Origin of the sequence: Paenibacillus eucommiae, assembly GCF_017874215.1 — a bacterium.
Lineage (GTDB): Bacteria > Bacillota > Bacilli > Paenibacillales > NBRC-103111 > Paenibacillus_AI > Paenibacillus_AI eucommiae.
Genome location: NZ_JAGGLB010000002.1, coordinates 436,895 through 461,526 on the forward strand (window position 1 = coordinate 436,895; position 24,632 = coordinate 461,526).

The window sequence follows — 24,632 nt, forward strand, 5'->3', positions numbered from 1 at the left end:
ACACCTAACATAATATGTTATATTAAAAGCGTGACACATCAACCTTTTCCCTCTTATTCGCACCAGAATTTCTGGATAGAACGTTCACTGATCGGCAAGTCCCATTAGATCAAAGAGGAGTGAAGAAGTATGAATTCATCGTTGCACATTCCGCAAGGAGACGAAGTTATTTTCGTAGAAATGACAGTTAAGGAAGCACTAGCTTTGGCAGGGGCCAAGTTCCCGCAAAACCACCAGCTTGAAACCACCGCCATCAAGAAAGTAAAGCAGTCCATTGAGAACAAGCTTTTAACCACAAATCATTAATCACTTAACACTAACAAGTATCTATACACAAATCATTTATAAAATATACAATACATGAGTATTACAATATCTAAGTTTTAGTTGAATGACTGGCCTTGCAAACGATTGTGAAATCGTTCGTGAGGCTTTATTTTATTTACATACTTAAAAATAAATCTCCATTCAAAAATCTACTTTCGAAACAGTGCTTGAACTAGCGAAAAAAGGTGTGTTTAGCGAACAGTTTTATATCTGCGAAAGCTCCGTGCTCCATCCCATCGCCATATCCACCCTACTTATCAAGGAACCAAGGAAAACTACTCCCATAAAACGTACAGTCAAAAAAGATTTTCACTTAGTTGGAGGTGATTTCCTAGTAAGTGCGCGCTGGGGATACTGAGAGTGGGATGAACTGCTGCTATAACGATGTTTTTCATCGCTAAAAGCACCCGGCCGTCTCCACAACCTTACTTTAACAATGAAAAACATCGTTAAAATCCCTTTTGCCTTCCCAAAGGGGGCATACGGCCTCTTTTAGTGATGAAAATCATCGTTAACGTGACTTATTAACTGGAAACACTTGCTTTAACGATCAAAAACATCGTTAAGTTCATAAAGATATCATTATAGTTCATTAAATCAAAGCAACAACACCAACAACCAGTAACACCGATAAATTTGGCAAATATGGGACTGCTCCCAAGGCCTCTTCCCTAAAAAACTCAAACTTTTTCAGTTCAAATGGAGAGGGTAACCCTCTGTTATACTTTCGTACGTCGACGCACCTTAACTCTCTATATTAAAAAAAAGTATCTGAGGAAGCTGTGCAAAACAGCCTCTTCAAATACTTTAATTGTTCATCATTTAATCCATTTAACTTTCCATTCTGCTAAGTCACAGAAAAATATTTATTCTATGATCACTGCATAAACCTTGCCGGGACCATGGATACCTATGGTCAGATCGTTCTCGATATCGGCACTGCGGCTCGGGCCGGTTATCATGTTTAACGAGGAAGGCAGCAGCTCCGGATTCGGATAGGTCTCCCTTACCCGCTGCAGCATTTCACCCATGCGGGTAACGAGTTGGTCGGCGCGAAAAACGGCGAACAGGATATCAGGCAGGAGGCTGACCGACCTGCCTTTGCCGCCACGCGCCAGGAGCGTCAGCGTGCTGGTATTCGCGATGGCGTAATCCGGCCACACGATGCCCATCTGGCAGCGTTCGGCCGCCCGCAAGAGGGCGCTGCGCGCCGCCCACTTGCTCGCTTGCGCCGCCTGCGGCTGCTCCGCAGCTGCGCTCGCGCTGGCCGCGGAAGCGGCCGACGCAGGCGTCGGCGGCGCTTCCGCGGCTGGCTTGCCGTCAGCATCGGCAAGCTCGCGCCACGGCACAAAGGCTACGCCTGCTTGTGCCAAGGCCACATCGAGCCCGAGCGCAGCGAGCTGCTCGTGGTCCCACATCGTAGCGGCGCTCACGCCGAGCTCGCCGCATACTTCCCGGAGGTACGCCGAAATGGCTGGCCCGGCTTCCTCCGCTTTTACGACCAGAACCTTGCCGCTTAACGCGGTCCAGTTCTGGATGAATAGCTCAACATTCTCCTCCTGCGTCAGGGAGATGGAGCTGTAATGCTCCGGCACGCCGATAACATCGCGTTTTGGTGCTGCTGCCAGCGGCTGCTTACGGCCGAGCCGGCTGGCAATATTTTGCATGAAAGCCTCCCGTCCCGTTTCCGTTCCCCTCGATGTAATGCTGCCCGGAATACCCCCGTTATTTGCATTTCCTGCACTCCCTGTGTTACCTGCATTACTCGCATTTCCTGCGTTTCCTGCATTCCCCGCTTTACTTGGCGTACCTGCAGTTGCTCCGCCTTTATTCGAGCTGCTAGTCTTACTCATTTCCGCCACCTCTTTTCCCTGAATCCTGAGGGGGTGCTGATGCCTTTGCTTTTTGTGCCTGCTCCACATTAGGAGTGACCTGGCGCTTAGGCTGCTGCTTCATCTCTTGCTGTAGAGCCTGCCATTTGTCGCGGAACGATTGCTTGGGCTTCATTGGGAGGAAGCGCGATTGTGTCCAGCCTGACAGCGGGCCGATTCCTTTTTTGATTTGTCCCTTATGAACCAATGGTTTTTGCATGTAATACGCCGACTTGATCGCCATCTTATACAGCGTAACATTACCGAAGGCCGTTTGGAACGTCCGGAAAGCCACTCGTTCTGCGAGCGATGTCATTTTCAGCTTGACCTTGCGATGACGAAGGTGGACGAGCATATCATGCAGCGGAATTTTTACCGGGCATGCTTCATAGCACGCTCCACATAAGCTGGATGCATAAGATAGCTGTCCGGCTTCCTTCATATCCTGCTGGATTAACGGAGTTAATACGGCTCCAATCGGGCCGCTGTACACACTTCCATAGGCATGACCGCCAATATGGCGGTATACCGGACATACATTTAAGCATGCTGCGCAGCGTATACAATTCAGAACTTCTTGAAACATCGGATCGCCAAGCTGTGAGGAACGCCCGTTATCAAGAATAATGACATGAAGCTCCTCAGGACCGTCAAGATCCTCCGGTCTGCGAGGTCCGGTTATTAGCGAAGTATATGTGGTCAGCTTTTGTCCAGTCGCACTGCGCGCCAGCATATTAAGCATGACCTCCAGATCATCGTAAGTAGGCACAAGACGTTCCATACCCATGATCACAACATGCGTTTTTGGTAAAGTAGATACCATCCGCCCATTGCCCTCATTAGAAACAAGCGTGATCGACCCAGATTCTGCGACTCCGAAGTTACACCCAGTAAGACCGATATCGGCTTCCAGGAAATAATTACGAAGCTTTTGCTTGGCATAAGCAGCTAAAACTTTCGTCTCTGGCATAAATTGGGTTCCGGAATCCTCCGTGAAAAGATCAGCAATTTGCTGCTTGTTTTTATGAATAGCCGGAATAATCAGATGCGAGGGGGTTTCCTTCGCCAACTGCAAAATATATTCGCCTAGATCCGTTTCAATCGCTTCGATCCCATTTTCCTCTAAATGGTGGTTAAGATGCATTTCCTCTGACACCATTGACTTGCCTTTTGCTACTAGCTTGGCTTTCTTAGCTTCCGCAATCTCCATAAACTGTTTGACCGCCTGGTCGGCAGTCCGGCAGAAGTAGACATGCCCACCCGTTTTGACGACGTTATCGGTGAACTGGGATAAATAATAATCCAAATAACTGATCGTATGGGTGCGAATCTGGCTCGCTCTCTCTCTCCATACTTCCCAGCTTCCAATATCGGCCATTGCATTTAAGCGGCCATTTTTCAGCTTATCAGTCGTGAAGGCAACTGCTTTGCGCAGAAACTCATCGCCAAGCGCAAGCTCGGTCCGCCTCTTTAACCCTGTACCAATCAGCTCCAGCTCAGCAACACTACCTTTACTTGCTTGCCCGCTCATTTGCAATCACCCCTTTCTCCAGCAGCTCTGCCAGATGCATCACCCGAATAGGCTTGCCTTCCTTGTTCAGCCTGCCATCTATGTTCATCAGACATCCCATGTCCGTCCCAACCAATACCGTTGCACCTGTTTCTGTGACATTCTTGGCTTTCTCGCAAACCATAGCTTCTGACATATCTGCCATCTTCACAGCGAATGTGCCCCCAAAGCCGCAGCAGTCCTCTTTATGCGCTAGATTTACAAATTCCAGACCTCTAACATTGCTCAGCAGCTCAAGTGGTTCTTCCTTAACTCCCAGCAGTCTCATTGCATGGCAGGAGGGATGATAAGTAACCTTCTCCGTGAATACAGCATCCAAATCCTTAACGCCCAACACCTTCACAACAAACTGCGAAAATTCGTATATTTTCCCGACCAGCGCTTCTGCTTTTGCCTTCCACTCTGGCTCGTCCTCAAATAAATAAGGATAAAAATGATGAACCATTCCCGTACAAGATCCTGAAGGTGAAACTACATAATCACTATGCTCAAAAGCGCGAATCATATTCCTGGCCACTTCTCTGGCCTCATCCTGATAGCCGCTGTTAAATGCAGGCTGGCCGCAGCAGGTTTGCTGCTCAGGAAAATCCACCTCACAACCGTAACGAGTTAGCAAGCGAACTACGCTTTCTCCGACCTGAGGGTACATCACATCCGCCAAGCATGTAACAAATAAAGAAACCCGCATGAAAACACCCCTTTCTTTAGCCCTTTTGTATACCTATCAGGTTATCAGATAAGTTGGATTTTGAAAAGCGGATTTTTCAAAATTTTGAATGCTCCGCTTCTCCTTATGTATGCTCGTATGACCGGGCTTCCAGTCGCCTTTTATTTTAAATAACGCAGCAGTACGCGCTCTACGTGAAACAAATGCTGCTTCATCTTTTCTTGCGCCACATTAGAATTACCTGCTTGAACCGCTTCAAAAATTTCCTGATGTTCTTTCCACAGCTGTAAAGATACCGATTTGTTCGAATACATTTGCAGTCTGCGGGTTTCCCGGATGGCAAGCTCCATTTGAGCAGATATCGTTTCCAGCAGTCTGGCCATAATCGAATTATGCGTCGCACGTGCCAAGGTCAAATGAAAGAGCATATCTTCCTTTTCCCCCTGCTCCTCATCCCCAAGACTGTTCTTCATACGTACCAGAATATCTTCAAATGCCAGAAGGTCCTCTTCTGTCCGCTTCTCAGCGGCAAGGCCGGCGTTGGATACCTCCAGTGATTTGCGCGCCTCCAAAAGCTCCAAAATGGTTGTCCGGCTCATTAACAGCGCATCCAGCGAGGGCATTTCCAGATCAGAGGGGTTAATCTTCCGGACGTAAATACCTTCACCCTGATGAATCTCCACAAGTCCCATCGCCTTGAGTGCGCTCAAAGCCTCACGTACCGTAGACCTGCCAACCTGAAAGGACTCCGACAGCTCCCGCGTGGAGGGAAGCTTATCTCCGGGAAGCAGCTTTCCGCTGATGATTTGCTGCCTGATTTGGGCAGCGATCTGCTCATAAATTTTACTTGAGGCAACCTTAATGATTTCCATGCTATCACTCTTCCTCATTCTTTATCCATTTATAGTACCATGTTTTATCGCATAATCCGAATTTCCATCCGTCTTATTTACATTTTCATCCTTTTTTACTATATAACCTGGAAGCAAAAAATACCGTTGACAGCTCAACGGCATCATATTGGGTTTAAGTCACCCGTTTTCTTGTCAATATGCAGGGTACTCCTTTTCCTAGAGCACCTGGTTCCGACATCTTGGCCAAGTAACGCAAACCACGCTCGCACTGCTGCTGGCATACGGCGCAAGTCGAGGATTCGACCAATCGCATTGTATACTGGAGTCTGGATGAACCTTGCAGCTTCTTTTTGATTTTACTTCCTTTGCCCTTACCCGCCATCTCTCACTCCTCCTGAGCGTTTTCCAGAGGAAAACTTCTTCGTAAGCAGCTGCTGCATCCAGCTTCAGCCTATCCGGCTTCCTCTGTATACGCTGCATGCTTCGTATGGAACAGTATATGAGTGAGACATTTATCGGTTCTTTGCCAGACTGTCTTTTCGTGTCCATTTTTTCAGACCTGTGCTACAATTATTGAAGTAACTTACTATGATGAAGGAGGCCATTCAACATGCTGACCTTATATCCCGCTGCTTCCCGGCATTCGTTCGATCGGGGCTGGATTCGCGGCAATTACAGCTTTTCATTCGGTGATTATGAGGACCCGAATCATCATCAATTTGGCCCGCTTCGTGTTTTTAACGATGATACGATTGCTCCAGGGCGCGGATTCGGAGCCCACCCTCATAGCGATATGGAAATTGTTTCAATTGTGCTTTCCGGACAGTTACGACATGAGGATAATCAAGGCAATGAAGCAGTTACTTCTTTTGGTGAAATTCAGCGGATGTCAGCGGGCAGTGGAATCATTCACACAGAGCACAACAGCTCGGAAACTGAAGAGCTTAATTTGCTCCAAATGTGGTTTATGCCCAGCAGCAGAGGCCTTGCTCCATCCTATGAAATGACCCGCTTCGATCCAGCTCTAATGACCAACAATCTTTTACCTGTTGTGGCCCAGCAAGGCTCAGCACAGGTTGCAGCCATTCATCAGGATATGACGATATACTTAAGCAAGCTGGACGGGAGCAAGCAGATTTCCTTCACTCAAGCGGAAGGTCGCAAAGTGTTTATCTTTGTGATTGAAGGACATTTGACGATCAATGAACATCATTTGCTGGAAACCCGGGATTCGGCTAGAATCACTGATATCCCCTGCCTGGAGCTTGGCACCAGCAGCTCTGCATCCTTCGTCCTTATCGATTTACCCTAAAGGAGGCTCACTTAATGCCCGAACATACCAGATTCATGGTAAAGCATGCAGTAACCGGAAAAATGCTGCTTGATTCCGATGGACAGCCCGTCAAATATACGCTGGATCCCTTGCCTAACGACGGCTGGAGGTTTACTGTCAACGAACTTGATCACTCTCAGGTAGAGCCTATTCTAGAGCTTCAGTCTGAGCTTAATGTATTTTTGTTTGAGACCAGTGACGATCAACCGATCGTCAAAAACTGGTATTATGTAAAAAGCGGTGGCGTAGAGTACGACTCTTCCCAAAGAAGCTTAACCATTACCGCAGATTCACGGATTCGTTACCTGCCTTCTGACTATTACGAATAAACTTTACAATGATTAAGCATCTAGACCGGCTTGCCATCTTAAGCATCCAAACCCTCCAACAAAATAGGAAGAGCCTCTTCATACAATTGTGGAAGCATTTCTATAGGAAGAGGGTTCGTGCCCAGACCGATTTCAACGGTAAAGCCGGGTCTTTTAAATTGCTGAATAAACCAGTCCTTATAGCCGGCATCACTACCACTGAGCCTAACCGATTTATACCCGCTTGCCGCGGCGAATAACGAAGCTATGCTTCTTGAACCAAGAGGCTCCATATCACGATAATTCCAGTAAATTTCCTGACCTTGCGTATGTAAAGCGATGACCAGCTCAAAATCATGCATACATGTAAAATGTGCCATTGCCGCAGCCTCAGGCTCTGAGAGCGGTGATGGCCCCCCATAATCTCTTTCCCCTGGCCCCAGTGAAGCTCGGCGCAGACGTTCCTCCTCCCAATGTGCAGGAAACTGGTCGTTAAGATCAACCCCGCGAATATTCGACTTCCAGTTGCGAAAATCAGCCGAACCCCCATTCCAGTCCAGCAGTTCCTTGTAGTACGGTTGGGAAAAATCAGGACCATCCAGCACAAGATTAACACCATCCGGATTTACCATCGGCACAAACCACAAAGTTATATGATCACATATCCGTCGCATATCTTTTCCCCTAAAAGTTTTCCCCTGCTCGCAAGAAATCGCAGCTTCCTCGATAAATTTCATAAGTATGGGAGTGGTAATCCATTCATTGGCATGCAAGGCAGCATTGTAATGAATTTTCCGCCTGCCAGTTCCAAGACGGACTGCCGGAATTTCTTTGCCTAACACACTACGCCCTATGGATTCCATCCGCAAAAAAGGATACATCCATTCTAGTCTCTCAAGATCCTTTCGCAGTTCATCATAATTGTAACCTTTAGTCATGTAAGTCCAGCCTCCCCGATGAGTAAACTTTATTACATCATATGCGCAGGAACTCATCAGTAAAACCCTGGGCGTATTCGGGTACCGTTAACCATATTTCCATATTTCCTTCGCTAAGCATTTCCATCGTTAAGCGCGGCAAAGTTATTTGGATAAATTAAATGACCAGGCGTAGGCCTGGTCATTCTTGTCTTCACTAGCAAATATGCTTGCTTCAGATAATATTCGGGACTTGCCAGACGATCGGCGTAGAGGAAATATGCTCGTTTAGCCAAATTTGCGCAATTCGCTTGAAGAGCTCAGGCTCGCCGCTGCAAAAGAACTGGTGAAGGGGAATAACACCTGTAGATGCCAGCATTCCCCGATGATAAAGGATTGTGCTGATTTCCCGGGCAGTTTCTTCTGCCGAAGAAATTAATCGGACTTTAGGGCCCATCACCTTGGAAATCGGGCCCACCAGAAAGGGGTAATGGGTACATCCAAGTATCAAGCAATCCAGAGCATTCTCAATTAGAGGTGCTAAGGACTGCTCTACGATTTGCAGGGCTTCATCGCCATCAAATAATCCGCGCTCCACAAGTGGTGCCAGCAGGGGACAAGCCTGACTGTACACCTGGATATTGGGGGATATTTTTTTCAATGCCCGCTCGTAAGCCTCACTTCGGATAGTGCCTTCTGTACCTATAACGCCCACATTACCACTCCGTGAGGCTTTAATTGCGGCGCGCACCCCTGGGGATATAACACCAATAACGGGCACGGAAACCTTGGCGCGTATGTCTTCAATGGCAAAAGCCGTTGCTGTATTGCAGGCGATTACAATCATTTTGGGATTGAATTGATTGAAATAATCGACAATCTGCGCAGTAAATCTGCGCACCTCCTCGGGCGGCCGGGAGCCATATGGACTGCGGGCCGTGTCGCCGAAATAGAGGATTTTCTCCTGCGGGAGCTGCCGCAGGACTTCCTTTACGACTGTTAATCCTCCTACACCGGAGTCCAGTATTGCTATCGCTTGCTGCACAAATACACGCTTCCTTTTTCCGTTGATGGTTGAAATATCTATGGTTAGAATATGAACGTTCAGGTTCTAAGGTACTAGGTAAAATCATCGATTTTGTTAAAGCTCGTTCACCAGCCCGAATTCATAGCCCGCTTCTTTAATCGCTTTACAGATACGGTCCAGTGCTTCCATGTTTTCTTTGGAGCCTTGATGCATCAAAATAACATTGCCCTCATGTAAATTATTCATGATATCGTTATACGGATCATCGGCCCCATTTTTGCGGGGTTCCCAATCTCTCATTGCCGTGGACCAGAAAATTGACTTATACCCCATACTGGATACCAGGCTCAAAGCATGCATATTATATTTGCCATAAGGAAAGCGGAAGTATTTCTCAACTTCTTGGCCTGTAGTCTCCTTGTACAGCTTCTCAAAGTCGGTCAGTTCCTTTTTAATTTGCTCATCCGTAAGCTCGTTGAAATCCTTATGCGTCATCGTATGATTGGCAACAAGATGGCCATCTGCGACTACTTTCTTTAAATAGTCCGGGTTTTTCTTAATGGTATAGCCGGCAATAAAGAAGTTTGCTTTGACATCGTTATCTTTAAGGGACTTCAGCATGAGATCGACATCAATGAGAGGTCCACCCGCATCAATGGTTAAATAAACCTTCTTCCCCGTTCCAACCCAAGCGGCTTTCTGATCCTTCGTATAGCTCTTCGTTTCACGCGGAAAGTCGGGAACCTGGCCCTTTCCTTTTTTCATATAATACCAGGAAAGAGCAGTTCGCTCACCTACAGCAGGCTTACCTGGTGTATCCTTTTTGGGTACAGTGGATGATGTTGGAGCTGGCGTAGTGCTGGACGTTTCTTTGGGTGTTGGAGCAGGTTTCTCTGTTGGTGCTGTCGTTGGTGCTGTCGTTGGCGATGCTGTTGGTTTTGTTGTTGGTGTGGGCTCTGTTGTTGGCTTACCAGTAGGCGTTGGCTCTGCTGTTTCTGTTGGAGCAACAGTTGGTTCAGGCTTCGCTGTGTTTGTAGCGGTTGGAACTGTTGATTCCTTAACTCCCTCCGAGCCTGTTTGAGTCGCAGAGCAGCCTGCAATAGCTGTGCTGAGCAGAATGACCAGAGCGGCGTTCAAAGTTGTTTTTCTCATGGGTGCACCTCTTAATTGGGATGGTAAAGCTGTTTTCATGTCAGTATTTGATCAATCATTTCTTTGACGTTTATACACCTCTTTTAGTTCGACATCGCCCGACAAAAACCTGCCTGTCCTGTCATGTACAATTACTGCACAGATGCGTGTTCGTGACATGGGAGCGTTGCGGAGGTAAGGGGTGCGGGCTCCAGCCGCTGTTAAAGATTTGTTCCCTTGAATGAAATGGATAAGGAGGTAGGAACAAATCTTTAAAGGCGGACGCTATCACTCTTCCACCCACACCCCTTTCCTCTCTTTAGCTACTATCGCAGCAATTCTAGGTCCATACCCGATTTCAGGTGAAAAATCCTGCACTTTCGCAGGTTTTACTATGGGTACCATGGCTTTGGCCTACAAAGGCAGGGTGAGCCTCCAGGGCTGCTGAGAAATCTACTCCAGGCATCCCCCAAAACTTATACTTTAATAAAACCACAAAAAATCCCAAGCCACTTAGATAGTGGAATGGGATCGTTATAAGTGTGGTACAACGACCGCAATGAAAAAACGGTCTTTTTTTCGGGTCTAAGTCAGCCTCGATAGTAAACCTGCGAAGGCTTATGCATCTTTTTTTGCCCCCACAGCAGGTTGGACTCGATTTTAAGTGCGTTCAAGACCTTATGTTCGAGATCGTTTGTCCGCTATTGACTTTACACGTATTTAGGCAGCCAGTCACCATGTGCTTCAATCAAGTCATCGCAAAGGGATACGATATCATCAAGCGAAAGCTCTGCAGCTGTATGAGGGTCCAGCATAGCCGCGTGATATATATGTTCTCTTTTGCCAGTGATTGCCGCTTCGATCGTCAGCAGCTGGGTGTTGATATTCGTGCGGTTCAAAGCGGCCAGCTGAGGTGGCAAATCTCCCACATAAGTAGGCGTAACCCCGCTCGCATCTACTAAACAAGACACTTCCACACAAGCTTCTTTCGGAAGATTAGTTATCAGGCCGGTGTTCATCACATTGCCGCCAATTTTGTAAGGTACATTCGTTTCGATAGCTTCGAAAATATAAGATGCATATTCATGAGAACGCTCATGCTCGATGTTCTTATTGTTCACAAGCTCTTCGCGCATCTGCTTCCAATTAGCAATCTGATTCACACACCGGCGAGGATACTCATCTAACGGAATATTAAACCGCTCGATTAGCTCCGGATAGTTCTTTTTGATAAAATAAGGGTGGTATTCTGCACTGTGCTCTGATGATTCCGTAATATAATAGCCAAAGCGGTTCATCAATTCATAGCGAACCATATCGTCATGCTTTTCTTTTTGCTTCTCTGCAGCGCGGCGCTTGATTTCCGGATATAAATCCACTCCATCCTTTGTAACCTCAAGCAGCCATGCCATATGATTAATACCGGCAATTTTGGTTTGAACGCCCTCTTTGTCCAATCCTAAAGAATCAAATAAATGAGGCATACATACCTGCACACTATGACAAAGTCCAACTGTCCGGACGCCGCCGTATGTGTTCATTACATTGGTTAAAACGGCCATCGGATTCGTGTAATTAAGGAACAAGGCATCCGGGCAAACCTCTCTGATATCCGCTGCGAAGTCCAGCATGACAGGAATGGTCCGCAGGTTTCTGAATAAACCGCCAATTCCCAGCGTATCGGCAATCGTTTGGCGCAGGCCGTATTTCTTAGGAATTTCAAAATCCGTTATCGTACAAGGATCGTAGCCCCCAACCTGAATGGCGTTCACTACAAATTTAGCTCCTCTGAGAGCTTCCTTTCTATCGCTATAGGCTTTCACCGTGCAGCTGCTTCCGGCTCCAGCTTTAAGGTTGTTCAACATATTCTCGGAATCCTTCAAACGTACCGGGTCGATATCAAACAAAGCCAGTTCAAAGCCTTGTAGCGCTGGGGTCTGCATGCAATCCCCCAATACATTCTTAGCAAAAACACTGCTTCCAGCGCCTAAAAAAGTGATCTTGGACATGGACGATTTCCTCCTGTAAAATAAAAGTGAGATGCTCTACACAAAGAATATACCTCTAAATCAGGTAAATTCATATGGAGACATCCCACATTCATATGGAATATTGTAGTTATCTTAATAGCTGCTGCGCGTTGCACGCCAAGTAAGAAACTGTACGATGGCAATCAGCAGAAACGCCGTGCCCGCAAGTACTGGAATCGTGATAAAGCCTAACCAGTTAATATAATCCACATCACACGGAACCGGACCACAGGAATTCGCCGCTTCCTGAAACCACGTTGTTTTTTGCATGAGAATATGATAAATGGAAATACCCGCGCCCCAGATTGCCATGGGCAGAACATAAATCGTTTGCTTGTAATCCTTCTTTACCGAAGCAATTCCCAGGATGATAACGAGTGGATACATAAGGATACGTTGATACCAGCAAAGCTTGCATGGCAGGTAATGCATGACTTCCGAGAAATATAAGCTCCCTACTGTAGCAACAAGCGCAATTAGCCACGAGATATGCATCCCGTTGTTTTTCATAAAGTGTTTCCAGCCAGCCATAAATGTGCTCGTCCTCTCTAGTGTTTTGCTTTACCTAAACTGATTTCATAAGCAAAAGCTCTTCCACTTATTATAGAAAAAAGCAAAAAGGAAGTCGAGTCGAAATTACCAAGAATCCCATATCATTCTGAAAGGGTGACATTTATGTTAAAACCTCCATCGTATTCCGTAGCGATCAATCCTTTTCCCGGAAAGGGAGAACTGGTTATCTTATTCGGCGGACATGCACAGACTGACCCATTGCATCAGGTGGGCTCACAAATACTCGACTATCATCTCGTTCATTCTGTTTCATCGGGGAAGGGCAGCTTCCGCTGTATGGGCAATGAATACGAGCTTAAGAAAGGGGATCATTTCTTTATCTTTCCAGGCGAGCTGGTCAGCTACACCTCGGATGCCGAGGATCCCTGGAGTTATAAGTGGATTGCATTTAAAGGAACGCATCCCGATCAATTCCTAAGTTTAATGGGTATCTCGCCTCATAAGCCGATTGTTCATACCGGCAATAACCGCAGGGCTCCAGCTCTCTTCTCCCGAATTGAAAATGTCCTCCGTGAGGCCAGTCCATCCTGTGACATGCAGGCAGGCGGTTATTTGCGGATTCTGCTTGGCGAATATGCGATGGAGCATATGCCCGCCGCTGCACAGGAGAAGGCAATAAGCCCGCAGCAGCAGCAAATGCAGCAAGCGATTCGTTGGCTCACCCTTCAGTATACACAGCCGATTTCGATCGAACAGATGGCCAATGATCTGGGTTATCATCGCACTTACCTGTCCAAAATATTCAAGCAGTTTACCGGCATGGCTCCGACATATTTTTTGTTGAAGCTTCGCATGGATCGCGCCAAACTGCTGCTGCAAGAGCAATTAACTATAGAACAAGTCGCCTCCTCCGTCGGCTTTACGGATGCCCTCTATTTTTCCAAGCAGTTTAAAAAGTGGTCGGGGCTTTCCCCCAGCGAGTTCCGTTCCCAAGGATCATTAAACGCTTATGACTGCACTAAATAATTTTTTTTGCATTTAATGTTTCTTTTGACCCACTTATGGGTAATACAGAGTACGAACTATGTAGAGAGCTTTGAATACAAATAAACAACTCCTTCTGGAATTGGCAAATCCCTCAGCATTAACTGAAGACTCCTTAGCTGGATTTTGCAAATAGTCATCCGTTCCATAATTATACACATTTGGATAAATATTTCGTTCATTTGTGTATTATTGATTTTCAATTTATCTGAAATCATATACAATACTCTTATATAGGGGGATTTTTCATGAAACAGTTAGAGGGATTTGGTAAATTTCTAGAGGTTTTGCGCGGGAAAATGTCGCTGCGGGAAGCTGCCAACAAAAGTGGGCTTTCCCATGCATATATACGTGATCTTGAATTGGAGCGAAACCGCTCTACTAACGATAAAATCAAGCCTTCGCCTGACACACTCAAAAAATTATCGGAAGCCTACAATTTCTCCTATACGGATTTAATGATAAAAGCAGGTTATCTGGAAAAGCAGCGGACCAAAAAATCAGCTACTCCCGACATTGATTTGAAAGAGATCCTCTTCATCGAAATTGAGGCAAAGGAAATAGCCTATCATACTGCAACTGCGAAATTAATGCGAAATGTCAACTCGCTTATTGATTTTAGCGGTTTTCTGGATCTTTTAGATGAGCATATGTTCAAAAAAATGGATACCAATCTCTTTGTAAATATCAATCATGTACAGAAATATATTGAAAAAGAAGGCAAGCTGTTTTTTGATGAGCAAGCTCAAGGAAAGTTTGTAACTCTTTCAGCCTTGCGGCAAAAAAAATATCATTCACTTATTGTACAGACCTTGGCAAGCAAAAACGGAACCAGCCTGGAATATAACTATAACCGCAGCTCCGCAAAAGATTCCCCTTTATTTTTCTTAAAAAATTAAACAGAAATCAGAAACGGCCTTGCTTGCTGCAAACAACACCATGACTTTGCAAAACGGTGTTATTTGCATGAAGCAAGGCCGGCGATGATCACCGTAATCTCAATCTTAGTTCGAGCTGGCTTTACGGTCGTTCAATACGATTAAATCATCGATCAATTCAAACTCTTCGCTTTCTTCAGTCTCTTTTACATCTACAGGTTCTGATTTCCTCCATGAACGAACAGATTGAACTAATTCTTGTGTCTTCTCATTAATTACACTTGCTGCTTGCTGTGTTTTTTCCGTTACCGCGGAAACCTGCCCCGCGATATCGCTCCGCAGCTCACGACCTGATTTAGGGGCTGTCAGCAAAGCCGTGATGGCTCCGAGCACACCACCAATAACAGCGCCGAGCAGAAGATTTTTTCCTTTTTGTTGATCCGTCATGCCCAATCACTCCTTCATAGGTTTCATTTTCTATGTTTCTGGACTCATGCCCATAAGATACTACATTATAAGTAGGTACATCGTATTTTGACACAACATTTTTGCAATATTCCTAAAAACATTTCGCAAGTACCGGACAACTGTGGCATAATAAAGATATACTTAGTCATTTGGAGGCATCTATGAATCGAAAACAAGGTATTGAAGAACTCGAAAAAACACGAATTATCGCCATTGTCAGGGGCGTAACGGAAGAGCACATATTCGGCGTAGCTGCTGCACTGCTTGCAGGCGGAATTACGGTTATGGAGATAACACTCAATACTCCCGGAGCATTAAATATGATTAAAAAATTGAAGGCCGAGTTTGACTCCCAGATGTATATAGGAGCCGGAACCGTGCTCGATTTAGCCGATGCAAGCAAAGCTCTCGAAGCTGGCGCTTCCTTTATCGTAACACCTAACGTGGATGAGGCGGTTATTCGCTTATCCAGAGACAAGGACATCCCGATTTTCCCCGGCGCTATGACGCCAACTGAAATAGTCAAGGCTTGGAAGGCTGGAGCTACCGCTGTGAAAATTTTTCCTAGCGCAAGCTTAGGACTCGGATATATCAAAGAGCTTATGGGTCCTTTCGATCAAATTCCGTTGGTTGCCGTTGGTGGAGTCACCGAAAGTAATATTAGTGAGTTCTTAAAGATCGGCTGTTATGGACTCGGTATCGGGGGGTCCCTCATTAATTTAAAGGAAATTAATTCAGGAAATTACCAATGGATTACTGAGAAAGCCACCAGTTTGATCGCGGCCTCACAGAAATAAAATGAGTAAGACACCTTGCGGTCTCCTTTGAGGAGCGTATTCGAGACTTGGGTAGAAGATTATGAACATATGATGTTAACGAAAAACAACGAAAAGACCGTTTAAAGCCATTTCTCAGGCTAAAAACGGTCTTTCTGCATCTTGGTTCAAAATAGGATGGTTTTTACTTTACTTGCTCTTGTGTGTCAACATGTTCTGCAGTACCGTTACAGCCTCGGCTCTTGTCGCATGGTCTTGAGGCGCGAACTCGTTATCGCCTTTACCTTGCACGATGCCTGCTTGCTTCACGTAAGCAACGCCTTCTTTCGCCCATGCTGGAATGTTCTTATCATCCGCAAAGCCTGTTGCAGCATACGATCCGCCATGCTGACCCAACGCATTGGCAAGGATAACCGCCATCTCAGCACGTGTTATTTCTGCATCCGGACGGAAGCTGCCGTCCTCATATCCTTGGATAATGCCTGCTTGCACCGCTTGCGCAACCGCTTGCTGTGCCCAAGCTCCAATCTTCGCTGTATCCGTGAACGTGAGTGCCGCTCCTTCTCCTTGCGGCTTGAGCGCATTCATCAGCATCATCACGAATTCCGCACGCGTCACGGTTTTCCCAGGCTTGAACGTTCCGTCTGGGTAACCGCTAACGACTCCGCTGCTTACCGCCAACTTGATGTTCGCCTCAGCCCAGTGTCCAGAAATATCGGTAAACGTACTATCCGGTTTCGTATTTGTCAGAGGTGCTTCACCTACAATGAATACCGCAAATTTAGTGAAGTGATTAACCTCAACGGTGATGGTGGAGCCGTTAATCTTACCGCCCGTGACTTCCACCCATTCCTTCTTCGCTTCATCATAATAGTGTACTGCTGCCCGTTGATTGCTCTTCACTTTGTTCGGATCAAAAGTAAAGGTTAGGGTCACAGTTTTTTTGAAATTGTCCGATATGTTTTTCAAAATTTCAAAGACCGGACTGGCTAGAATGTCTTGATTCGTTAGCAATTTTTGAATGTCCGCTAATTTGTCTATCGTTATTTTCAATTCTTTGTCTGTTACATCAGCAGGAATAACGATCGTAACCGCATCTCCCAAACTAACTTTTCCTTTTTTACCTACAGGAAGTGTTAGTTTGCCATCTATAGCGGTAACGGTGTTGTCGCTTGAGGATGTTGAACCAGCGCTACTATCACCACTACTACTGCTGCTGGATGATCCCGCGCGAGTCACTGTAATCCCATAGGTCTTCGTTGTGCCATTCTGAGCCGTCACTACAATAGTAATGTGGTTATTGCCCACGCTCAAGTTAATGGCTCCGCTCGCTTGACCGCTTTCTGTTGGAATTCCGTTCACCGTCATCGTGGCGTTACTATGGAACAAACTCCCCGTTACAGTAAGGCTCGCAACACCATTAGCCACACTGGACGTGTAGGCCGTTGTCTCGGATGCGAATGCGGGACTTATTGCGCCGCTCGATAACGTCAGTCCGCTCAAGTCGGCGTTGCTACTTGCTTCTACGCGTTCGCGCAAAATGATGTCATCGATGAAAAAATAATCGGTGCCTGCCTCCCTCTTCGCGTAAACCTCCGCGCTGCTGTAGTCGGACGGTACGACGAAGGAGACGGACCCTTTGCTGTAATCCTCCGCTTCAAGCTGAAACGATTGTTCGCTCACGACATTGCCCTGTTCATCCTTCAAGACGATGCCGACCTGCGCCCGGTCGTCTTGCGCCAATGCTTTCCCCCACGCGCTCAGCATGTATTCGCTTCCCTGCTTCAACCCGGTAGTCAGCTTCTGCTTCGCCGCTCCCTGCTCCTTGCCGATGACGAGCGCGTCTGCATCGGAGAACGCCGTCAAAGTCGACCCGAGAGCGTGCATAATTTCGGCGCTGCCGGAGAGATCCCAGTTGACATCGTCAAACTCGAATCCGCCGTTGTATATCCGGTTCGTTCCGGTCATTACGTCCGCGACCGCTTGTCTCGCTCCGATGACGGCGTCGAACCATTCCTGGCTCATGCTCCCGGGAATCAACCAATGTCCGCCCGGCGGTTCGGTATAGTACCAGACCATCTCCTCGGTGGAACGGAGCGCGTTTTCGAGTGTCGTTCTCATAATTTGCGGAGTCATCGGATAGTTCTTCTGCCATGGCATATTGTAAACGCCGAAAGCCATGTTTACGCTATCCACGAAATCTTTTCTCAATTCTTCCGGGATAAAATCGTTGCTGCGGTAAGAATCTGCCAGCTCGTATTTGCGGAACTGGAGGGCGTCTTCAAAATCCCCCTCCGATCGCGTCAAATACAATTCACCGCCGTCGACGAGCTTTGCTTTGTTTCCGGCATTTTTAACCGCCTGCAGCATGCCGATGAAATACGGTCCCATCAAGTTTACGGTTCCGACAACATTTTTCGTAAACCAGTCCGGCTTATTCCGATCCGACAAATACGGACCGTGAAGCACCAAAACGGTGGCATCGGGTATTTCACTGACGATGGCATTCATGATCTGCTTTCCGCGTTCACTAGCTTTGTCCTGATATTCTTTTAACGATTTCTCTTTATAGTAGGAGTCTTGAGGGTAGGAGGAAAACCTGCGGAAATACTCCTCATTGTCGTAAAGAATACGCGTAATTCCGACCTCTTTAGCAGCGCGGGCAAAATTTCTTACGTTTTGCTCGACAATGGACCACCCTTCGTCGTCGAATAGATCGCCCGATTTTGAGGCGGTGTTAACGCTATCGCCCATTCCTGTTGGATCGTTCGGATCGGCGGGCCGGTTCGAAAAAAATTCCAAGTAGTTTTTATCCATCCGCTTAAACAATCCTTTTAATACTTTCAGCTCGTCATAGATCGTCTCGTATGAAACCTGTTCGCGCGACATCAGCTTATACGAGAAGGTTGGGGTGATCATCATGCCGTCGAACGGCAGCGATTCGATATATTCGATGTTGTCCTTCACTTTTTCCGGAGTCGTCGTGTTGGCGTCCGGCTGCTGCATCAACATCAAATACGGCTGCGGTTTCGACTGTTCCGACAAAATCGTTCGATCGTTTCGTTTTGGCTTCGGTTCCTCGCTCTGAGCGCTCCATTCCGTCAGTACAAAATCGTCCACGTAAACCCACCCGGTGCCGATGTCTTTATAGACGACAATGGTCGCTTTCGAATAGCCTGCAGGTGCAGTGAAATAAACCGTGTACTCTTTATAATCGGTGGAGTTGACCGTAACTCGGGTCCCCTGCAAGCCGATTCCCGGAACGTCCCAGAAATTGATGCCGACCACATTCAGTTCCTCAGGTCCGGTCCTTTTCGCCCGAAAGGTCATTTTGTAGCTTTGGCCCGTCACGATGTTTACCGTCTGCTCCCGACTGCTCGCATTTACTTTCAGCGCTTTGCTTCCGCTCGCCGCGTCGCTTGTAATGCTTTCAACGGTGTCCTGGAACGACAAGTCCCAGCCGGCAAGGCCGTCTTCGAAGCCGGGGTTTGCCGCTAAATTCGGCAGCTCGTGTAACGTCACATCATCCACATAAACCCAACTAGTGCCGGGAACTTTAAAAATGACAATCGTCGAATAGGAAAAACCGGCCGGAGCGGTGAAATAAATTTCATATTGCTTGTATTCGCTCGAATCGACCGATACACGAGCCCCCTGTAGGCCGAGCCCCGGAACGTCCCAAAAGTTGATGCCGACCACATTTAGCTCCTCGGGTCCGGCCCTTTTCGCCCAAAAGGTCATTTTGTAGCTTTTCCCCGAAACAACCGGCACGGTTTGCTCCTGACTGCTCGCATTGACTTTGATCGCTTTGCTGCCGCTGTGCGCCTCATCCGTAATTTCGGCCACCGTGTCCGGAAAAGAAACGTCCCAGCCAGCGAAATCGTCTTCGAAGCCGGGATTTGCGATCAGGTTTGGAACATCCTCGTTTGCCGAATACGCAGGTTCTTTTCCTTCGGCGTTCACTTCCGCGAGCGGCAAAGAGACGAGGATTAGCTGCATGACGAGTAAAACGATGGCCCATTTCGATTTCGATCTAATTGCGCGTATCAATAAAATTCCTCCTTGTCCATTTTGTGCAAATATTCTTTGACGTGTAGTCTTAAAGTCTGTACGATATAAATATTACCTTTACAAGAAAATACACCCATTTGATTTAAAGCGGAATCCACCTCCAATCGAGAAATTGTCTTTTGAAAGCGATTTCTCCATTCTGAGCTTCAGTATATCAGGTTCAAATTCGGGTTTCTTTGCATTATAAATCTCAGTTTTTGTTCATTCGTTCAGAAGGGAAACCGCTGAAAGAGAAGAATACATATAAATACTTCGTAAACGTTGATTCGGAGCGGAAAGGAGACTTCTTCATTGGTGCTGAGAATGTTGAAGTTGCGGGAGACAGTCGTTGTCGATAAAATCGTAAGTTTCCACTACAAAGAGCTGCCTAAAGATTACGTTGAAGATGTCGGGCTGGACTACTCATTCTGGCAATTTCTCTACGTGGACAAAGGGGAAATCGAACTGATCACGGAGCAGACGGAATTCCATATGCGGCAGGGCGGCATTTTGTTTTTGCCCCCGCATCAGCTTCGCAGAGGAAGAGTAAATCCGAAAAGCCCCCCAAATCTGCTGATTGTTTCCTTTGATTGCCGCACCTCTTCCTTGCAACGTCTGAGAAACAAGTACTTTCAGGTCGACGACGGCAAAAGGAACTATTTGACGCAGATGGTCAATGAAGGACGGAACACCTTTGATCCTTCCCCGCTCGAGAAGCAGAAGGAATCGATCGCGCGAAGAAAAAATGCGCTGTTCGGCTGCGAGCATATGGTGAAAAACTATTTGGAAATTTTGCTTATCAGCATGATCAGAGAAAGCGAGTCACACCTTCCTTCGGGTAAGCTGACATCGACGCAAAAGGAAAAGCAGGAGAAGGAAATCGCCACCCGCGTCGTCGCGCACATTGACGCCCACGTACAGGCGAACCTCTCCTTAGACAGCATCGTCAGCGCGTTTTCCATCAGCAGGACGCAGCTATACTACATTTTCAAGAAGGAAATCGGCTGCAGTGTTACCGAATACATCAAACGGAAACGGATCGACAAAGCAAAGACGTACATACGCGAGGAGAAATACAATTATACGGAGATCGCCGATTTGCTCGGCTACAACAGCGTCCACTATTTTTCCAAAGATTTCAAAAAAATGACTGGCATGTCTCCTTCGGAATATGCGAAAACGATAGTCGCCCGGATTTGATCGTTCTAGGAATCCATACTATAAAAATAGGAATACAACAAAAAAAGAGACCTCCGAAAGAAGATCTCATCTGTCTACTAATCCACTATTGGTTATTGCTCGCGGGTGGATCAGAATGGATATAGTATACTATATCCTTTTATAAATGGCTGGCAACGATTCACACAAAAGGGGCATTCGTTCTGTAATCTAAGGACGAACCCCTTTTATTCATCAGAAGAGGCCACTGAAAGATACGCCACTGACGATTCTTTCTTATATTTGTACGTTAAACCGGCCTGCCTTGGATCACGTACACACATTTCGTGCCTCCCTTGGCGAGGCATTCCGTTCTTTCAACTTCTGCATCCAGCAAATTTTGAAATAAAGAAAGCTCACATTGGCAGGCCTGCTCGAACTGGACAGCTACCTGGGCAATTGGACAGTTATGCTCGCTTACTATAAAGCCTTCTTCTTGCTGCACCCAATCCACCATATACCCGTTCTCATTCTGAATATTAACCAGCTCTGAGACACGTTCCTTAAGGCTATCCGCCTGCATTCTGGATTGATATTTAGCAGTTAGCTTGCTCTCTCTTCTCTTGAACAGGAACTCGATTCTTTGCTGACCTTCTTCCTCCAGCAGCTCTCCGAGCAAATCCAAGGTTAAAAGCTCGTAATTTTTGGGAAACAAGCTGTCAGCACGATCCGTAAGAAAATAAAGATTAGCGGGTCTTCCCATCGGTTGATGGACTAATCTCGTATTTAATAAACCTTCTTGTTCCATAGTATTTAAATGTCTTCTGACCGCCATCTTGGTAACACCAAGCTGCTCGGACATATTGGCAACACTTAATTGACCTTGCGTCTTAAGCATAGAAAGGATCACTTTACGCGTGGATGTCTCTAAGTCATGGTTCATAAGCTCACCTACTTCCAGCCTTTGCTTAGCACCATTTTACCGCACTCGCTAGTATAAGTAAATTAATTGTTAACACAAAAATTAACCATTTATGAAAGCTCTTTATCCATAAAAACACGTATCTGCGCGGTAAACTTCGGCAAAGCCTCCGGCATTTGGCTTATGATCGGATGAAGCTGACTGCGATCCCAACTCATGAAATCCTGGACAAGCTGTTTTCTCAGCTTCACAAGATCAAGCAGGAGCGCAGCCAGCCTATGATCAAATGCATCTTCTCCCTGCACAATTTCAATAATATCCTCATAACTGCTGGCATCCCTCAGTATAAAGGCATCAATCAGCAAGCTGCATACATCTGTTACCGTTTCGATAGCAAGGTGAAGCACTCTCTCCTGAGCTAGCTGTGTGAGAAGTGTAGAATTACCGTCTTGCTCATCTTTGATAATACGCTCGCATGCTTCCACGATGACGGCAAGAAACGAAAGTCTCTGATCGATTTGCTCATGATCAACGAAATACATAGCCGCTATCTCCGCCCCTTTTTCTTCCATTTACTCCAACCGAGCATCCCGATAAAGGTCAGGATAACTAGAAATATGAGGAGAACTGCTTGCATCAAATATTCAAATTTCATCATGCATCATCCTTTAATTATAATGACTTCAATCTGGCGAGTATCGCCCATCGACGCTGCTTTCTCCGGCTATAACGCGGCAGACCTCTATAGATATCCAAGCTGCTTCGAAAAGCCTGTTTAGCGTCTTGAGCGCGTCCCAGCTGCTGATAAAGCTGTCCAAGCCGGTAATAGGCCTCGCAAGACGAAGAATGAATTTCTTGAAATTGCTCCATATAGGAGACTGCCTTCTGTGGATTGCTCGTGGCCATAGCCTCTCCCATCCGCAAATACGGATCTCCATACCTGACTTTAGGATTTAACTCCAATGCCTTCAACATGAGTCTTTCTCCTTCAGCAATATCGCCCTGTCTTAAATGGCATAGCCCTAGCTCATAATGAACATCAGCCGAATTTTCCATTGTGATCATGACTTGCTCAAGAAGACCCGTTGCTTCGCTGTATTTCTTTCTTTCAATGAGTACTCTGGCAAGCTCCAGCTTAGCTGAAGTGTTATGCGGATTCGCACGGTGTTCCTGCCTCCATTTTGCAGTACGACGGCTAAGCTGGAAGGGTCTGAAAATATTAGGTGTGATCCCTACAAACCTTCGATCAAGCAGGTAGAATATAATCACAAGGATGAGAATCGCAAGAAAAGGACTGCCCGTAAGAAACCACAGTAAAGGAAACAACAAAAATTTACCCAAAGAATCCTACCTCCCTTCAGGACTTGCTTACGTATTACCTTAACTATATTACCATATTCCAGTCGACTAAGCATTTTTCAATTATTGCTCGCACCAGTATTCGATTGGTCATTTTCTTTGTCCAATGTTATACTTTTGTGAAAGCTCAAAAAAGGTTGATGTAGGCTAAAGGAGATGCGGATGATGAACGAACAGCAGAAAACAAATTGGAGAAAGAAAAGAGAACTGGGAAGATCCAAATATTTATTATTCTACGGGGTCCTGCCATGGAGTCTCTTACTTACCCTTTTCTTCGGAACCATCGAATTCATTACACAAGGTGAAATCCGCATCATTTGGATTCCCATTCGCTTGATTATATTTGCCATTGTCGGCTTTTTCTTAGCCAATTCGAGCTGGTACTCGAAAGAAAAAAATTTCGGGGCGGCTAATCCCCAGGCAGCCAGAGAACAAAAATAAAAGTAATAACAAGTTTCCCCAGATCGGTCGATATGACCGTTCTTTTTTTTTTGCACTTACTGAAACGTTAAATTTGTTGATGGAAATCTGGAATAAATACTTGAAGATTGTCTGTAAGGACCATCCATGTCTCCATGTATTTAGCCTCTCCCGATATATATGCGTCATAACCACTGTATTATCCATGGATAAGCTTTATCGCATTTAGATGCTTTTTTAACGGTAGCTGTAGCTGTATCGGTTACGTTTTCTTTTGCGGTACTCCGAATAAAATAGCCAAATGAGCACAAGTAAAACACCAATGGAATCCACACCCACATCAATGGCATGCCCTGTCCTTCCTTCCACAAAGGATTGGTGCCATTCATCTGAAGCGGCATAAAGTACAGAGATCAGGGAAGATAACAGAATCGCTGTCGAGCTCTTTATGGGTCTGGCCAGGAAGGCGTAGCCCAAGAGCAGGGACAAGATCGCATAACCGACGACATGTCCTCCTTTGCGGATGAAAAATTCCAGCATCCCATAAGGATCCCTCCAACTAACTAACCCGCCATCATAGGTAAATTCCAAGGGGGACAACCAACTGGACAAGTCAGGATCTGATATCCAATCTGCAAAAAATGGAAGCAGGCTTTGCTCCTGATAGGACTCGGCAGATTTATAGAAAATAACCGCCATCCATAGGATAGCGGCGCCGAGCAGTAAATAAAATCGACGGGATGAATAACGGGTCATGATTCGCTAACCTTTCTCTGAAGTGGATTTTTGACGCATACTTACGAGCGCAAACAATTCCAGAACGATAACATTTACACAAGCAACTGCATAAAAAACAGCGCCAAAGACTTTTATAAACGAATCTTCATTCACTGAGTACCACCAAAGCACCCCTGCTCCGGTAAGCACAACATTCACAATAGTTGATACCCAGAATGAAAAGTTCAGCCTCTTCGTTCTTCTCATAAGCAAGATCCCCAAAAGGGGCGGC

General features: G+C 46.2%; 25 protein-coding genes. 8 read left to right on the top strand and 17 right to left on the bottom strand.

From position 1 onward, the window contains the following. Positions 1-129 precede the first annotated feature (129 nt). Entirely contained in the window at positions 130-306 is a 177-nt protein-coding gene (locus J2Z66_RS04330) for a hypothetical protein (RefSeq protein WP_209970122.1), read from the top strand. A gap of 887 nt (positions 307-1,193) precedes the next feature. Here the strand turns inward: J2Z66_RS04330 and J2Z66_RS04335 are convergent. The 5 genes from J2Z66_RS04335 to J2Z66_RS04355 all read right to left on the bottom strand — a co-directional run bounded on the left by J2Z66_RS04335 (position 1,194) and on the right by J2Z66_RS04355 (position 5,671). Beyond that, positions 1,194-1,994: a LutC/YkgG family protein gene (locus J2Z66_RS04335; RefSeq protein WP_209970123.1), complete on the bottom strand. Its 801-nt coding sequence runs from the start codon at positions 1,992-1,994 to the stop codon at positions 1,194-1,196. Positions 1,995-2,172: 178 nt separating this feature from the next. Beyond that, on the bottom strand, positions 2,173-3,729 hold the full coding sequence (locus tag J2Z66_RS04340; protein WP_209970124.1) for a LutB/LldF family L-lactate oxidation iron-sulfur protein: 1,557 nt from the start codon (positions 3,727-3,729) through the stop codon (positions 2,173-2,175). Next, positions 3,710-4,456 carry a (Fe-S)-binding protein gene (locus J2Z66_RS04345; protein ID WP_209970125.1) on the bottom strand — a complete coding sequence of 249 codons (747 nt, stop codon included), beginning with the start codon at positions 4,454-4,456 and terminating at the stop codon, positions 3,710-3,712. The genes J2Z66_RS04340 and J2Z66_RS04345 overlap by 20 nt, the downstream gene beginning before the upstream one ends. A gap of 140 nt (positions 4,457-4,596) precedes the next feature. After that, on the bottom strand, positions 4,597-5,307 hold the full coding sequence (locus J2Z66_RS04350; RefSeq protein ID WP_209970126.1) for a FadR/GntR family transcriptional regulator: 711 nt from the start codon (positions 5,305-5,307) through the stop codon (positions 4,597-4,599). Between the two features lie 154 nt (positions 5,308-5,461). After that, entirely contained in the window at positions 5,462-5,671 is a 210-nt protein-coding gene (locus J2Z66_RS04355; RefSeq protein ID WP_209970127.1) for a hypothetical protein, read from the bottom strand. Between the two features lie 228 nt (positions 5,672-5,899). Between J2Z66_RS04355 and J2Z66_RS04360 the strand changes: the two genes are divergently transcribed. Together J2Z66_RS04360 and J2Z66_RS04365 are read left to right on the top strand one after the other, a co-directional pair. Continuing rightward, the gene (locus J2Z66_RS04360; protein WP_209970128.1) at positions 5,900-6,601 is read left to right on the top strand and encodes a pirin family protein; all 702 of its coding nucleotides are present in this window, start codon (positions 5,900-5,902) and stop codon (positions 6,599-6,601) included. A 14-nt stretch (positions 6,602-6,615) separates the two neighbouring features. Then, positions 6,616-6,951 carry a hypothetical protein gene (locus J2Z66_RS04365; RefSeq protein ID WP_209970129.1) on the top strand — a complete coding sequence of 112 codons (336 nt, stop codon included), beginning with the start codon at positions 6,616-6,618 and terminating at the stop codon, positions 6,949-6,951. Positions 6,952-6,989: 38 nt separating this feature from the next. Here J2Z66_RS04365 and J2Z66_RS04370 read toward each other — a convergent pair whose 3' ends face one another. From J2Z66_RS04370 to J2Z66_RS04390, 5 genes are all read right to left on the bottom strand, one after another. Next, entirely contained in the window at positions 6,990-7,868 is an 879-nt protein-coding gene (locus J2Z66_RS04370; RefSeq protein WP_245375257.1) for a M14 family metallopeptidase, read from the bottom strand. Positions 7,869-8,082: 214 nt separating this feature from the next. Then, the gene (gene racE / locus J2Z66_RS04375; RefSeq protein ID WP_209970131.1) at positions 8,083-8,892 is read right to left on the bottom strand and encodes a glutamate racemase; all 810 of its coding nucleotides are present in this window, start codon (positions 8,890-8,892) and stop codon (positions 8,083-8,085) included. Between the two features lie 96 nt (positions 8,893-8,988). Further along, the gene (locus J2Z66_RS04380) at positions 8,989-10,026 is read right to left on the bottom strand and encodes a polysaccharide deacetylase family protein (RefSeq protein WP_209970132.1); all 1,038 of its coding nucleotides are present in this window, start codon (positions 10,024-10,026) and stop codon (positions 8,989-8,991) included. 689 nt (positions 10,027-10,715) lie between these two features. After that, entirely contained in the window at positions 10,716-12,014 is a 1,299-nt protein-coding gene (locus J2Z66_RS04385) for an alpha-glucosidase/alpha-galactosidase (RefSeq protein WP_209970133.1), read from the bottom strand. A 114-nt stretch (positions 12,015-12,128) separates the two neighbouring features. Then, the gene (locus tag J2Z66_RS04390; RefSeq protein ID WP_209970134.1) at positions 12,129-12,566 is read right to left on the bottom strand and encodes a disulfide oxidoreductase; all 438 of its coding nucleotides are present in this window, start codon (positions 12,564-12,566) and stop codon (positions 12,129-12,131) included. A 144-nt stretch (positions 12,567-12,710) separates the two neighbouring features. On the opposite strand from J2Z66_RS04390, the gene J2Z66_RS04395 reads away from it, so the two are divergent. Together J2Z66_RS04395 and J2Z66_RS04400 are read left to right on the top strand one after the other, a co-directional pair. Continuing rightward, on the top strand, positions 12,711-13,574 hold the full coding sequence (locus tag J2Z66_RS04395; protein WP_209970135.1) for an AraC family transcriptional regulator: 864 nt from the start codon (positions 12,711-12,713) through the stop codon (positions 13,572-13,574). A gap of 266 nt (positions 13,575-13,840) precedes the next feature. Continuing rightward, complete coding sequence (locus J2Z66_RS04400; protein WP_209970136.1) at positions 13,841-14,491, top strand: helix-turn-helix domain-containing protein; 651 nt, start codon at positions 13,841-13,843, stop codon at positions 14,489-14,491. A 105-nt stretch (positions 14,492-14,596) separates the two neighbouring features. Here the strand turns inward: J2Z66_RS04400 and J2Z66_RS04405 are convergent, their stop codons facing one another. Then, entirely contained in the window at positions 14,597-14,917 is a 321-nt protein-coding gene (locus J2Z66_RS04405; RefSeq protein ID WP_209970137.1) for a YtxH domain-containing protein, read from the bottom strand. Positions 14,918-15,099: 182 nt separating this feature from the next. On the opposite strand from J2Z66_RS04405, the gene J2Z66_RS04410 reads away from it, so the two are divergent. Next, positions 15,100-15,735, top strand: coding sequence for a bifunctional 4-hydroxy-2-oxoglutarate aldolase/2-dehydro-3-deoxy-phosphogluconate aldolase (locus J2Z66_RS04410; RefSeq protein WP_209970138.1), 636 nt, complete (start codon positions 15,100-15,102; stop codon positions 15,733-15,735). 168 nt (positions 15,736-15,903) lie between these two features. Here J2Z66_RS04410 and J2Z66_RS04415 read toward each other — a convergent pair whose 3' ends face one another. Next, a complete protein-coding gene (locus tag J2Z66_RS04415; protein WP_209970139.1) occupies positions 15,904-19,764 on the bottom strand; it encodes an S-layer homology domain-containing protein in 3,861 nt (1,286 codons plus the stop codon). Positions 19,765-20,079: 315 nt separating this feature from the next. Here J2Z66_RS04415 and J2Z66_RS04420 point away from each other — a divergent pair, with 315 nt between their 5' ends. Beyond that, positions 20,080-20,964 carry a helix-turn-helix domain-containing protein gene (locus J2Z66_RS04420; protein WP_312894391.1) on the top strand — a complete coding sequence of 295 codons (885 nt, stop codon included), beginning with the start codon at positions 20,080-20,082 and terminating at the stop codon, positions 20,962-20,964. 268 nt (positions 20,965-21,232) lie between these two features. On the opposite strand, the gene J2Z66_RS04425 is transcribed toward J2Z66_RS04420, so the two are convergent. The 3 genes from J2Z66_RS04425 to J2Z66_RS04435 form a co-directional block, all read right to left on the bottom strand. Beyond that, positions 21,233-21,865: a helix-turn-helix transcriptional regulator gene (locus J2Z66_RS04425; protein ID WP_209970141.1), complete on the bottom strand. Its 633-nt coding sequence runs from the start codon at positions 21,863-21,865 to the stop codon at positions 21,233-21,235. Positions 21,866-21,954: 89 nt separating this feature from the next. Next, a complete protein-coding gene (locus tag J2Z66_RS04430; RefSeq protein ID WP_245375258.1) occupies positions 21,955-22,416 on the bottom strand; it encodes a DUF86 domain-containing protein in 462 nt (153 codons plus the stop codon). Positions 22,417-22,516: 100 nt separating this feature from the next. After that, positions 22,517-23,185, bottom strand: coding sequence for a tetratricopeptide repeat protein (locus J2Z66_RS04435; RefSeq protein WP_209970142.1), 669 nt, complete (start codon positions 23,183-23,185; stop codon positions 22,517-22,519). Positions 23,186-23,365: 180 nt separating this feature from the next. Here J2Z66_RS04435 and J2Z66_RS04440 point away from each other — a divergent pair, with 180 nt between their 5' ends. Next, positions 23,366-23,644, top strand: coding sequence for a hypothetical protein (locus tag J2Z66_RS04440; RefSeq protein WP_209970143.1), 279 nt, complete (start codon positions 23,366-23,368; stop codon positions 23,642-23,644). A gap of 216 nt (positions 23,645-23,860) precedes the next feature. Here the strand turns inward: J2Z66_RS04440 and J2Z66_RS04445 are convergent, their stop codons facing one another. Further along, positions 23,861-24,379, bottom strand: a complete 519-nt coding sequence (locus J2Z66_RS04445) for a VanZ family protein (protein ID WP_209970144.1) — start codon at positions 24,377-24,379, stop codon at positions 23,861-23,863. A gap of 6 nt (positions 24,380-24,385) precedes the next feature. Continuing rightward, positions 24,386-24,607, bottom strand: coding sequence for a hypothetical protein (locus tag J2Z66_RS04450; protein WP_209970145.1), 222 nt, complete (start codon positions 24,605-24,607; stop codon positions 24,386-24,388). Positions 24,608-24,632: the final 25 nt, after the last annotated feature.